We start from the raw sequence: 12,979 nt of genomic DNA on the forward strand, positions 1-12,979 counted from the left end.
CGCGAAGCGCGTTTCCGCGCCTTTTGCTGCAGTTCGAGCCGTTGGGGACAGGGCCGGTCGCATGCAGTGGATGAACCTCCGCAATCTGAGCCAGGAGAAGATCGTCTTCGCCATCGCGGTGATCATCTTCATCGCCGCCTCGATCGGCCTGCCGGGCTTTTTCACCTCGGAGAATATCGTCGCCATCGTCCGCTCGGTCTCGGTGCTCGGCATTTTGGCGCTCGGCATGGCGATCGTCATTATCGGCCGCGGCATCGATCTCGCCGCCGTGGCGATCATGGCCATGTCGGTTGCCTGGTACCTGCAGCTGCTCAATGACGGCACGGCCGATGCCATCGCACTGCCGACGGTTCTGGCTGGCGTGCTGTTCATCGGCCTGCTGAATGGCTTTCTCGTCGCCTATGCTGATGTGCCGGCGATTTTCGTGACGCTCGCCAGCGGTTCCTTCGTCTTCGGCTATGTTCGCTCGCAGCTGATCGCGCAGGACGCAGTGCCGGTGCCGCCGGGGCACTGGATCGAGCTGTTCGGCGGCGTGCGCTATTTCAACATTCCCGTCGAAGTGTTCATCTTCCTGGCGCTGGCCTTCCTGATCTTTCTCTTCCTGCGCTTCACCAAATGGGGCCGCTATGTCTATTATGCCGGCGACAATCCGGTTGCGGCGCGCAATGCCGGCATTCCGGTGCGGCCGATGCTGGTGCTGCGCTATGTCATCTCGGCGCTGATCGCCTTTCTCGCCGGCCTGCTGACGGCGGCGAGCCTGCATTCGATCAACACCCGTGTGGTCAATTCGACGCTGCTCTATGACATCGTCCTGGTGGCTGTCATCGGCGGCATCGGGCTTTCGGGCGGCAAAGGCAGCGTCCGCAATGTGCTGTTCGGCGCGGCGCTGATCGGCATCATGCTCAATGCCATGACCATTATCGATATTCCGCTGATCTACCAGAACCTGATCAAATCGACGATCCTGCTGGCCGCGATCATCATGGACGGCGTGCTCAATCCGCGCGACGAGCAGACGGCGCAGCAGGGAGACATCTAGCAATCGCACCCGGCCGAGGCCGGACCGCAACAAGGAGAGGACCGACATGAACTATTGGAAGACCATATTGGCGGCGACCGCCGTGCTTGGCATTTCGCTCTCGGCCACCGTCTCGACCAAGGCTGCTGACGATCCGGCACCGGCGGCCTATTCATCGGCGCTCAAGGGCAAGCGCATCGTCATGGTGCCGATGGCTATGGGCTTCGACCTCGCCCAGGGCTGGTCGGCGATCATCCAGCGCGAGGTCAACGCCTTCGGAGGCAAGTTCGAAACCCGCGATCCGAATTGGAGCGTCGAGGCCGGCGCGCAGGCAATCACCGAAGTGATCTCGTCGGACAGCAAGCCTGACGTGCTGATCGTCATGTCGCCGGACCTCAACTCCTATTCCAAGCTGATGAAGAAGGCGCAGTCGGAGGGCATTTTCGTGCTCCTGATCGACAACCCGGCCAACTTCAAGGCCGATGCCTATGTCGGCGGCGACTGGACTGAACTCGGCCGTCTCGAAGCCGAAGCCGTGGTCAAGGGCTGCGGCCCGAACTCCTCCAAGAAGATCGGTCTCGTGCAGGGCGATGAGGTCAACGCCACCAGCCTGTATCAATATGCCGGGATCATGGAAGTGCTGGCGAAACATCCAGATTTCCAGGTCGTCGCCAAGCCGGATTCCAACTGGGATGCGACCACCTCGCGCAACGTGACCACGACCATGCTGCAGCAGCATCCGGACATCTGCGGCATTATCGATTTCTGGGATGGCGACGCCACCGGTGCCTCGGCGGCGATCCGCGACGCCAAGCTGCAAGGCAAGGTGTTCCTGGTGACCACCGGCGGCGGCGAGAAGACTGCCGATTGCGATCGCATCGCCGATGGCACCTATGGCGCGGTTGTCATGACCGAACTCGCCAAGGAAACCAACAACATGGTGTCGGTGATCAAATACCTGCTGCAGAGCGGCCAGAAGCCTGCGACGGCGTCGCCCTATATCTACACGCTGATGAAGTCGACGACGAAGGAGAATCTGCGGCCCGACAGCTGCTGGGATCTGAAGGCGCTGCAGGCTGAGGCGAAGCAGTAAGGCTGCGTCTCATACTGGACTGCCCCTCATCCGCCTGCCGGCGCCTTCTCCCGGTAGTGACGGGGAGAAGGGAGATGGGCGCACCGACCTGCGCCTCTCAGACGTTTGAGAGCTGTTCCGACAGCGAGCCACCCGCAGAGCAAGTCCCCTCGCCCCGTTTACGGGGAGAGGGCTAGGGTGAGGGGCGAGCGCGCCTCTTGCCCGATCGTTTGCAATTCAATCAGGTCCGTCGATGTCCTTTCGTGAACGCCTGCAAGCTTGGCGATACAACAATATTCCCGATCATCTTATCGGCGAGATCCTCACCAAGCGCTGGACGGACAATGCCATTCCGTTCATCGCGCTGGTGATTGTCGTTGCCAGCTTCGGCACTGCCATCCCCGGCTTCTTCAAGCTCTATTCGCTGCAGGAATCGACCCGCCAGCTCGGCGAATTCTCGATTGTCGTCACCGGGTTGACTGTCGTCATGTTCGGCGGCGGCATCGACCTGTCCGTCGGCTCGATCTTCGCGCTCTCGTGCTTCGCCGCCGTCGGCGTGTTCATGATTCTCGACCAACCCGTCTGGCTGGCATTCATCGCGGCACTGGCGACCGGCGTCGCCTTCGGCGCCATCAACGGCTATCTCGTCGGCTATCTGCGCCTGCGCGCCTTCCTCACCACGCTGGTCACCTTCATCATCGGCCGTGCGATCTTCGATATCCTTGTTGTCAACTATGGCGCAGCAATCCAGACCTCGATGGCCTCCTCCGACATCTGGGATTTTGTCGGTGACAGTACCGTCTACGGCTTTTCCGTCCCGGTGATCGCGGCGGTCGTCATCGCCATCCTCACCCATATCGCGCTGACGCGGTCGCGGCCGGGCTGGCATGTTCTGGCCGTCGGCGGCTCACGCCGGTCGGCCCACAATGCCGGCATCAAGGTGCGGCAAACCGTCTTCATGACCTATGTATTTTCCGGTCTCTGCGCCTCGATTGCTGGCTTCCTGATCGCCTGCCGGCTTTCGGGCGCCGGACCAGGCACAGGTCTCAATCTCGAAATCCTGGCGCTGACGGCGGCGGTGGTCGGCGGCAATTCGCTCGGCGGTGGACGCGGCTCGGTGGTCAAGGGCATGATGGGCGCGATCATCGTGCTGGTAATGACCAATGGCCTGATCCGGCTAGGCTATGGCACCGGCACGAACCAGATGGTGCTGGGTATCATGCTGGCGGTTGCCGTGACGATCGACATCCGCTGGCTGAAGAACCGCCACAAGGTGCTGAACGAAGTCTACGTCGCCCCAGTCTATCTGAAGATGGGCGAGACGCAATCGGCCGAACCGAATTCCGGCACGCCTTATGCGCTCAACAATGCGATTTCGAGGACCGACTATATCGGTCTCGGCGAACTCGAAGGGCCGGAAGACGTCATTCTCGACCGCAACGACCATCTTTATTGCGGCACACGGCATGGCGAAATCATCCGCTTCTTCGCGCCGGATTATGTCAAGTCGGAAGTCTTCGCCCACGTTGGCGGTTTCCCGCTCGGGCTTACCTTCGACAAATCCGGCAATCTGATCTCGTGCGTCGGCGCCATGGGGCTCTATTCGATCTCGCCCGATCGCGAGGTGAAGAAACTGTCGGCCGAGACGCGGCGCAGCTGGACCTCCGTGGTCGACGACGCCCGGCTGCGCGACCCGAATGACTGCGACATCGCCCCCGATGGCCGCATCTATTTCACCGACTCGACCAAGCGTTACGACGCGCATGACTGGGCACTCGATTCGATCGAAAACCGCGCCACCGGCCGCTTGCTCGTTTATGACCCGAAGGACGGGACGACGAAAACCCTGCTCGACGGCTACCGCTATCTCAACGGCGTCTGCATCGCCCATGACGGCAAGTCGCTGTTCGTCGCCGAAAGCTGGGCCTGCCGCGTACACCGCTACTGGCTGGAAGGGCCGAAAGCCGGCATGGCCGAATGCGTGATCAAGGACATGCCCGGCTATCCCGACAATATCAATCGCGCCTCGGGCGGGAAATACTGGATGGCGTGGCTCGGCATGCGCACGCCGAGCTTCGACCTGTCGCTGCGCCATCCCGGTTTTCGCAAACGCATGACCCGGCGCCTGCCGCAGGACGATTGGCTGTTTCCCAACATCAATACCGGCGGCGTGGTGAAATTCGACGAAGACGGCCAAATCGTCGGCACGCTCGGCGACATGACCGGTGTGTCGCACCCCATGGTCACCTCGATGCGCGAGCACAAGGGCCATCTGTTCATCGGCGGCATTCTCAACAACCGCATCGGCAGGTTCAAGCTGCCGGAGGCCGATCCCGACTGGGTTGGCCCGGCATCCTATTGGGGAGCGGTGAAATGATCTTCGATCCGATCCTCGATATCTTTCGTGGCAAGGCGGTGACCATTCCGCCGCTCGACGGTGCGTTCAGGCCGAACACGATATTGGATGAGGCGGATGTGGTCGCCGAGCTCGAAGCGCCGGATGATATGGCGCCTCTGGGTTTTGATGTCGTGCTCATCTCCAGCGGCAACAGCCTTTGGCGGATGAAAGTCAACGAGCCGGCGACCCTTTATCAGACATTTACCGCTCCGATCACGGCGTTAGATACGACAGAAGCCGGTGTCATCGTTGCACTTGAAGATGGCACTCTTCTCATTGATGGTGTTGCGATCGACAAACCCGACGAGATCAAATGCGTCACCGCATTGATCTCTGGATCAAGCAGTGGTCGGCTCTACCTCGCGAATGGTTCGCAGCATGTCAGCCCATCACGCTGGTCGCGGGATCTGTTGTCTCACGGCAGCACCGGTTCGGTTTGGTTCATGGATATGAAATCGCGCGATTTTCATAAGATCGCCGACGGACTTGCCTACCCATCCGGCCTTGACATCACTTCGGGAGGTACCGGGAGGGACGACATTGTCGTCAGCGAGAGTTGGAAACGAAGGTTGATCCGGATTGATGGCAAGACGCACGAGCAAAGCACTCTCATCGACAATTTGCCTGGCTACCCTTCTCGGATGGATGTAGCTGTCTACGGCGGCGTAAGTCTCTGCATTTTCGCGCCGATGAATCGGCTGATCGAGTTTGTTCTGCAAGAAGACGATTATCGGCGCGCAATGATGGAGGAGGTGCCGGAAGAATAYTGGATCGCACCAGCTCTGTCGTCGGGCCGCTCTTTCCTTGAGCCGCTGCAATGTGGTGGCATTCGCAGCATGGGTGTTCACAAACCCTGGTCGCCAAGCAGGTCGTACGGCATGGTCGCCCTTCTCAATGATCATTATCAGCCGACTTACAGCCTCCACAGCCGAGCAAACGGCTCACGCCACGGCATCACGAGTGTCATCCAACTCAAAAACCACGGGGACATCAGATATTACGCTACGTCCAAGGGCGGCAACTGTGTTCTGTCGATCGACCTGGACAAGGGGGCCTGACATGACCGACAGCAGCGACATCATCATCCGCCTCGAAAACGTCACCAAGGCCTATCGCGGCGTCCCAGCGGTCAAGAATGTCAGCTTCGACCTGCGCAAGGGCGAGATCCACGCGCTGCTTGGCGAAAACGGCGCCGGCAAGTCGACGCTGACGAAAATCATTGCCGGCGTGGTCGACATGACCTCGGGAAAGATGTTCCATCATGGCAAGGAGATTGCCTATGCGACGCCGCATGCGGCGCTCGACGCCGGCATTGCCATGGTGTTCCAGGAAACCAGCCTAGTGCCGTCGATGACGGTGGCGCAGAATCTCTATCTTGGCTCGGAAGCCTTCCTCAATCGCCTGCGCGGCATCTATATTTCGGCGCAGCAATTCCTGCAGTCGCTGAATTTCCCGGTCGATCCGACGGCCATGGTCGAGACGCTGGGTGCCGCGAAGAAGCAGATGGTCGAGATCGCCCGCGCCGTCCAGCACAATGCCGAGATCATCATTTTCGACGAGCCGACGGCGACATTGACGCCGGAGGAGAAGCGGCATTTCTTTGCGCTGGTTCGCCGGCTGAAAGCGCGCGGCGTGTCGATCGTCTTCATCAGCCATGCGCTGGAAGAGGCATTGCTGCTCTCCGACCGGCTCACCATTCTGCGCGACGGCGAACTGGTGGCATCCGGGCCGACCGCGGATTTCGACCGGGAAAAGATCATCGCCGCCATGGTCGGCCGCACGCTGTCGGGCGCGCTCTACCGCCAGCGCGATGCCTCCACGCTGCGGAAACCGGGCAAGAAAGTGTTGTCGGTGCAGGACATTTCGATGAGCAATGTCGTGCGCAACAATTCCTTCTCGATTTTCGAGGGCCAGATCACCGGCGTCTTCGGCCTGATCGGCTCGGGCCGCACGGAGACATTCAAAGTCGTCGCCGGCATCTACAAGCGCGACTTCAATCGTGGCGGCACGATCGAACTCGACGACAAACCGGTGCGCTATTACGTGCCGCGCGAGGCAGTCCGCGACGGCATCGTCTATGTCACCGAGGACCGCAAGAGCGAAGGCTTTTTCGAGACCATGTCGATCGCCGAGAACCTGTTCGGCGGCTTGCTGGCGGCCGGCCGCGAGAAGAGCACGGTCATGAGCGTCAAGGAGATGCATGCGCTCTCGGCCGAATGGACGAAGGCGCTCAATATCCGCGCCATCAACGACAATGCCCGGGTCGTCGAACTTTCCGGCGGCAACCAGCAGAAAGTGGTGATCGGCAAAGGGCTAGTGCAGAAGCCGCGCCTCGTCATCTTCGATGAGCCAACCCGCGGCGTCGATGTCGGCGCCATCGCCGAAATCCACCAGATCATCAATGGACTGGCGGACCAGGGGCTGGCGGTGGTGGTGATTTCCTCCTATCTGCCGGAGATCATGAACCTGTCGGATCGCATTCTGGTCTGCCGGCAGGGGCGGATCGTCGAAGAATTCTCGCCGACGGAATCGACGGAAGAGAAGATCATGTATGCGGCAGTTCATTAGCTGCGAGAAGGAATAGCCATGTCCACCGTAAAACTCCTGACCGACACCGAGATCGATGCCATTCCTGCGGCCAAGGCGGTATTTGACGATATCCGCGCCACACGCAAATCCGATTTCGTCAACAATTTCTGGCGTGGGCTGGCGAACGATCCGCCGCTTCTCAAACGCACCTGGGAAGGCCTGAAGGCGGTGATGGCGACGGAAGGCGCGCTCGATCCGCTGACCCGCGAAATGATCTATATTGCCGTCTCGACTGCCAATTCCTGCAGCTATTGCGTCCATTCCCACACCGCCGCCGCACGTGCCCGCGGCATGACGGATGCGCAGCATGCCGAGCTGCTGGCTGTGATCGGACTGGCGGCCCAGACCAACCATCTGGTCACGGTGATGCAGATTCCCGTCGATCCGGAATTCCAGATCGGTTGAATTTGGTACGAGAGTAGAGCGAGCCGTTTCAGTCCTTGCCAACCGTGAAGGTCACCCGCTCCGACGACCAGACCGTTTCGCCATAATTGAAGGGCATGCCGTTCTGGTCGATGTCGACTTTGCGGACGACCAGCACCGGCGTCGACTTCGGCTGGCGTAGCAGGCGGGCTTCGTCGGCGGTCGGCAAGCGTGCCTCTATCTCGGTGACCAGTCTGTCATAGTCGCGGATGCCGTAGGTGGCGAACGCCGCGGTGACGGTCGGAAAACATTCGCGGACCTTGTCGAAATCGGGAAAGCGCGCCGCTGGATAATAGGAATCACCGATCTCTACTGGAATGCCGTCAGCGGTCGACACGACGACGCGATGGATAACGGCGGCGCCGAGCGGCAGCCTCAGCCGAACCACGACATGCCGCGGCGCCGGGATGATTTCGTGCACCAGCAATTCGCCGCCGGGCTCGAAACCCTGCTCGATCAGGTTCTTGGAAAACCGGGTTTTTTTCGATAGCGGATAGTCCAGCATGCCCTTGTGCACGAAGGTGCCGCGGCCCTGTTCGGCGCGCACCAGGCCACGGGCTTCGAGATGGGCGATGGTCTGCCGGATGGTGAAACGGCTGACATTGAAGCGCTGCATCAGCTTGGTCTCGGTCGGCAATTGCTGGCCGGGTCGCAGGGCGCCGGATTCGATCTCGTTTGCCAACAGTTCGGCGATCTGGTGCCAGAGCGTGCTGCCGGATTCACGGTCGATTTCTGCTGTCATCTCGCCCTCCATGCCGAGGCAATCGCCTATGGAAAGGCCCTCTCTGGCCTCCTGAGTTCATCGAAGGGCGGCCATCTCCCCCACAAGGGGAGAAGACTCGCGGCACTCTCCTTGCCTCAATCAGGCACGGCGGAGCCGCAAGTTAAGCCCCTCTCCCTTGCGGGGAGGGGTTTTGGTACCAAAGACGAATGCCTGCCCTCTAAGTTATGGCGAAGCACATACGACGGTTCTGTGACAACCGCGTGAATTCGTCCGGACGACTGGAGGAATTATGCGGCGGCCACAATGTAGGCGCCGGCCATCTTGCGCACCTCTGCAATCTGCCTCTCCGCATCCGCCCCGCCCTTGTCGGCAAGGGGGGGAACTGATTTCAGCAGGTGCAGGATCACCGAGCCCATCGCCGTCGCATGCTCCTCGGCGAGGCGATTGTTTTGCGCTTTCAAAGCCTTGGCGATCCGCTCGATCGATCCGTTGCGCAGCGCGCCACGGCGGCCGGAGGCATCCTCCTGATGATCGACCAGCGATACGGCCACGGCACGGTCGCCCCGCAGCGCGATCATCAGGTCGATGAAGCAGTTGGCAAGCTGTTCGCCGGAAAGGCTTTGGCTGTCGCCGATGATTTCGTCGAGCCCTTCGAACAGCTTTTCGGCGTAACGCATGATCAAGGCGTCGGCGAGCGTCTCCTTGGTCGGGAAGAAGCGGTAGAGCGAGCCGATCGCGGTGCCGGAGCGGGCTGCGATCTCCGTCATCGTCGCTGCATCATAGCCCTTTTCGGCGAAAAGTTCGGCGCCAGACTGCATGATGGCATCGACGCGCAGGCGGCCTCTCGCCCTTTTCGGCGCCACGGCTGATATCACTGTTGACATTTGCGAGGATATCCTCAACTATCTGTTTTGCGAGTCTATCCTCACATAACACGACAGATCTCTCCCGTCATCTCTCCGTTGCAATCCTGTCTCAAGAGGCATTCCCATGCTTGATCCCAAGACCACGGCCCTCGTTCTCATTGATCTGCAGAACGGCGTCGCCAGCAATCCGCAAATCCGCCCGCGCCTGGGCGCGGAGGTGGTCGCCAATGCCATTCCAACCGCCGAGAAATTCCGTGCCGCCGGCGCACTCGTTGCCCTGGTGTTCGTCAACTTCGCCAAGGACTATGCCGACATGCCGTCGCGCAATGTCGACCAGCCGATGCAGCTTCCGCCGGGCGGCCTGCCGGACGGATGGTCGGATCTTGTCGAAGGCATCGAAGGCAAGGGCGATCTCAAGATCCACAAACGGCAATGGGGCGCCTTCCATGGCACCGATCTCGACCTTCAGCTGCGCCGGCGCGGCATCAACACCATCGTGCTCGGCGGCATTTCCACCAATATCGGCGTCGAATCCACCGCCCGCGCGGCCTGGGAACATGGCTATGATCTGCAGATCGTCGAAGACCTCTGCGCCGGACCGAGCGACGAGGCGCATAATTTCGCCTTTACCACTATCTTTCCGCGCATATCGCGTGTGATAAAGAGTGAGAACATTCAATTCCCGGCATCATGACGACCTCTGCCCAACCAAGCACTCGGACCATTGCTTTTCGATGGTCCGGGCTCCTCATCCTCTCGACCGCTTTCGTGGCCGTGCTGGAACTTCTGCACCTCCCGGCGGCCCTGCTGCTCGGGCCGATGCTGGCCGGCATTCTGTTTTCCGCGGCGGAAAAGACGGTGAAGGTGCCGAAGCTGGCGACGGCCTTCTCGCAGGCGCTGGTGGGCTGCCTGATCGCACAGTCCATCCCTCTCTCCATCCTCACGGAGGTGGGCAAGGACTGGCCGATCTTCCTGGGCGGTGTGATCTCGGTGATCGCCGCCGGCGCCTCGCTCGGCTATCTGCTCGCCAAGCTGCAGGTTCTGCCGGGCACGACGGCCATCTGGGCCTCCATGCCCGGCGGCGCGTCGGCGATGTCGATCATGGCCGAATCCTTCGGCGCCGACATGCGGCTTGTCGCCTTTATGCAATATCTGCGCGTCGTCTGCGTTGCGGTCGCCGCCACAGCGGTCTCACGCATCTGGGTCAGTGCCAGCGGTGCCGCGCCGCCGGCAATCATCTGGTTTCCGCCGATTGCCGTGGTGCCGATGATCGAGACGATTGCGCTCATCGTCTTCTCAATCGTCTTTTCGCAGGTGATGAAGCTGCAGGCGGGGATTTTCCTGCTGCCGATGATGCTTGGGCTGGCGCTGCAGACGCTCGGCCTGATCCAGATCGAGTTGCCGCCTTGGCTGCTTGCGATCAGCTATGCCTTCATCGGCTGGAATATCGGCCTGCGCTTCACCCGGGCCATCCTTCACCACGCAGCAAGGGCGCTGCCACGTGTGCTCGGCTCGATCGTCATTCTGATCACGATCTGCTGTGGCTTTGCGGCGATCCTCGTCGAGGTCATGGGCGTCGATCCGCTGACTGCCTATCTGGCGACCAGCCCGGGCGGGGCGGATTCGGTGGCGATCATTGCCACGTCAACGCCCGTCGACGTGCCGTTCATCATGGCGATGCAACTGATGCGGCTCTTCGCCATCCTACTGACCGGCCCCCTCATTGCCCGTGCCATCGTCAAATGGTCGAAGCTGCGGGACGAGCCGATAGCGCCCGCCCCAAGCCAACTGCCGGCGGAGTAGTGCACCGCCGGCTCTCGTTTCTTATTGCCCGCTTTCGAGCCAGCGTACCTGCTCCGGGGTCAGCTTGATGTCCAGCGCAGAGAGACTGTCCTCGAGCTCCGTCAGGTTGCGCGGGCCGATCAGCGGGATCACCGGGAAGGGCTGCGCCAGGACATAGGCGAGCGCGACGTGGATCGGATGGCGGCCGAGCTTGGCCGCCAGTTCGATCGCCCGGTCGCGGCGTTCGAAATTCTTTTCCGAATACCAGCAGCGGACGATTTCCTCATCGTCATGCTTGTCGCGGCCGGCGCGGTCGGTGAAGAAACCGCGGCCCTGGCTCGACCAGGCAAAGTTGGTGATCTGCGTTTCGTTCAGCCAGGCTTTCCAGGCATCGTCGGAGGCGGCGACGCAGCCGGCCCAGATCGGGTCCTGCATTTCGGCCAGCGCGAAATTGTTGGAGAGCGCGCCCGGAGCGGTCTTGCCGTTCTTTTTGGCATAGGCGATCGCCTCGCCCATGCGTTCGCGCGTCCAGTTCGAGCCGCCGAAAATGCCGCGGATGCGGCCCGCTTTCACCTCTGCGTCCATGGCATCGACGAATTCGCCGACCGGGATTTCCGGATTGTCGCGATGCATGAAGTAGACGTCGATATAGTCCGTCTTCAGCCGGCCAAGGCTTTCGCTGAGCTGCTTGCCGATCCGGTCGGGATAGCAGAGCGGCGAGTGCACGCCCTTGCCGATCAGGATGATCTCCTCGCGCGGCACCTTGCGGCTCGTATGCCAGTCGCCGAAGATCGATTCCGTCTTGCCACTGGCATAGATCCAGGCGGTGTCGAAAATATTGCCGCCGGCTTCATAGAAGGCGTCCATGGTCAGCGAGGCGGAGACAAAATTCGGGAAAAATTCGAAACCGAGTGCGGCGACCGAACCCTGTTTCGCCAGGCCGGGGATGGAGCGACGCGGTAGAGCATTGCCGGGCTTAACCGGCGCGCCGACGATATTGACGGTGCGCGTGGCCGGCTTCTCGACCTCGTATTCAAGACCGGCATCGGCGCGCCACTTGTCGAGAACCCGCATGGTCCCCAAAGAATCGGCATGATCCGTGCCAGGTGACGTGAATTCGGTCTGTCCCGCCGCGATGGCGCGGCCAACGGCATCGGCCTCGAAAGCATAGAGCCAGCCGGGTTCGGCGACCTCGACCACCTCTTCCGCGCCATCCGGCTTGATGATCCGGATCGTGCCAGTACCGCCCTTATGGCCGGAAGCGAACCAGAAATCCTTGACCTCTATGCGGCCATCAGAGCCGATGATTCTGAGCGTATTGTCCTGCTGCGCCATGATCGAGCAGGAGACTTCGGCAATGATGCCGTTGGGGAATTTGAGAATGGCTGAGGCCCATTCGTCGGCGCCGGTCTGGCCGAGCTCAGCGATGCCATGCACCGTCACCGGATCGAGGAAGGGCTTGCCATCGACGGCACCGGCGATCAGCCGCACCATCGACACCGGATAGCCGCCGACATCGAGAATGCCGCCGCCGGCCGTCGCTTGTGAGAACAGGCGGTGTTCAGGCTTCACCGTGCCCATGTTGAAGCCGAAGCTCGACCGGATGAGGCGAACTTCACCCACAGCGCCGGATTTCACCAGTTCGACGATCTTCGCCGTCTGCGGATGCAGGCGGTACATATAGGCCTCGCCGCAGAACACGCCGGCTTTCTTTGCTTCGTGATAGATGGCAGCGGCGTCGAAGGCGGACAGCGCGATCGGCTTTTCGACCAGGACATGCTTGCCGGCGCGCACCGTCTTGATCGCCCATTCGGCATGCGAGGGATGCGGCGTGGCAATATAGACTGCGTCGATTTCTGGGTCTCTCAGCAGCGCATCATAGCCGTCGAGGATGTGGGCGCCGGGGAAACCCTCTGCCAGGCCGGGCTTGTTCGGATCGCGGCTGGCGATGGCCGCCAGAACGCCGGTGGCGGAATGGGCGATCCCATCCGCAAAAGTGCGCGCGATGGTGCCGGGGCCGATAATGCCCCAGCGAATCTTCTTGTTGTCGGACATGGCAACTCCTTTCGTGATGAAACAGGAGAAGCAGCGAGGAGACTAAGCCGAC

The 12,979-nt window shown here is 61.1% G+C and carries 11 protein-coding genes; 8 read left to right on the plus strand and 3 right to left on the minus strand.

The features are described 5' to 3' along the window. The first annotated feature begins 61 nt into the window (after positions 1-61). The 6 genes from AC1DYF_RS07110 to AC1DYF_RS07135 all read left to right on the plus strand — a co-directional run bounded on the left by AC1DYF_RS07110 (position 62) and on the right by AC1DYF_RS07135 (position 7,482). Positions 62-1,039 (plus strand): ABC transporter permease, encoded by a 978-nt coding sequence (locus AC1DYF_RS07110; protein WP_477875991.1) that lies wholly within the window; start codon positions 62-64, stop codon positions 1,037-1,039. Positions 1,040-1,085: 46 nt separating this feature from the next. Beyond that, on the plus strand, positions 1,086-2,111 hold the full coding sequence (locus AC1DYF_RS07115) for a sugar ABC transporter substrate-binding protein (protein WP_477875992.1): 1,026 nt from the start codon (positions 1,086-1,088) through the stop codon (positions 2,109-2,111). Between the two features lie 232 nt (positions 2,112-2,343). Further along, positions 2,344-4,467 carry an ABC transporter permease gene (locus AC1DYF_RS07120; protein ID WP_477875993.1) on the plus strand — a complete coding sequence of 708 codons (2,124 nt, stop codon included), beginning with the start codon at positions 2,344-2,346 and terminating at the stop codon, positions 4,465-4,467. After that, a complete protein-coding gene (locus tag AC1DYF_RS07125; RefSeq protein WP_477875994.1) occupies positions 4,464-5,546 on the plus strand; it encodes a hypothetical protein in 1,083 nt (360 codons plus the stop codon). The genes AC1DYF_RS07120 and AC1DYF_RS07125 overlap by 4 nt, the downstream gene beginning before the upstream one ends. A gap of 1 nt (position 5,547) precedes the next feature. Then, positions 5,548-7,056, plus strand: coding sequence for a sugar ABC transporter ATP-binding protein (locus AC1DYF_RS07130; protein WP_477875995.1), 1,509 nt, complete (start codon positions 5,548-5,550; stop codon positions 7,054-7,056). Between the two features lie 18 nt (positions 7,057-7,074). After that, complete coding sequence (locus AC1DYF_RS07135) at positions 7,075-7,482, plus strand: carboxymuconolactone decarboxylase family protein (RefSeq protein WP_477875996.1); 408 nt, start codon at positions 7,075-7,077, stop codon at positions 7,480-7,482. A gap of 28 nt (positions 7,483-7,510) precedes the next feature. Here the strand turns inward: AC1DYF_RS07135 and phnF are convergent, their stop codons facing one another. Together phnF and AC1DYF_RS07145 are read right to left on the minus strand one after the other, a co-directional pair. Beyond that, positions 7,511-8,242: a phosphonate metabolism transcriptional regulator PhnF gene (gene phnF, locus AC1DYF_RS07140; protein WP_477875997.1), complete on the minus strand. Its 732-nt coding sequence runs from the start codon at positions 8,240-8,242 to the stop codon at positions 7,511-7,513. Positions 8,243-8,511: 269 nt separating this feature from the next. After that, on the minus strand, positions 8,512-9,108 hold the full coding sequence (locus tag AC1DYF_RS07145; protein WP_477875998.1) for a TetR/AcrR family transcriptional regulator: 597 nt from the start codon (positions 9,106-9,108) through the stop codon (positions 8,512-8,514). A 106-nt stretch (positions 9,109-9,214) separates the two neighbouring features. Here AC1DYF_RS07145 and AC1DYF_RS07150 point away from each other — a divergent pair, with 106 nt between their 5' ends. Then, complete coding sequence (locus AC1DYF_RS07150; RefSeq protein ID WP_477875999.1) at positions 9,215-9,784, plus strand: hydrolase; 570 nt, start codon at positions 9,215-9,217, stop codon at positions 9,782-9,784. Further along, positions 9,781-10,893 carry an AbrB family transcriptional regulator gene (locus tag AC1DYF_RS07155; protein WP_477876000.1) on the plus strand — a complete coding sequence of 371 codons (1,113 nt, stop codon included), beginning with the start codon at positions 9,781-9,783 and terminating at the stop codon, positions 10,891-10,893. Before AC1DYF_RS07150 ends, AC1DYF_RS07155 begins: the two co-directional genes overlap by 4 nt. A gap of 21 nt (positions 10,894-10,914) precedes the next feature. On the opposite strand, the gene AC1DYF_RS07160 is transcribed toward AC1DYF_RS07155, so the two are convergent. Then, a complete protein-coding gene (locus AC1DYF_RS07160; protein ID WP_477876001.1) occupies positions 10,915-12,927 on the minus strand; it encodes an aldo/keto reductase in 2,013 nt (670 codons plus the stop codon). Between the last annotated feature and the right edge of the window lie 52 nt (positions 12,928-12,979).

This window comes from Rhizobium sp. P2_G9, from assembly GCF_056403475.1.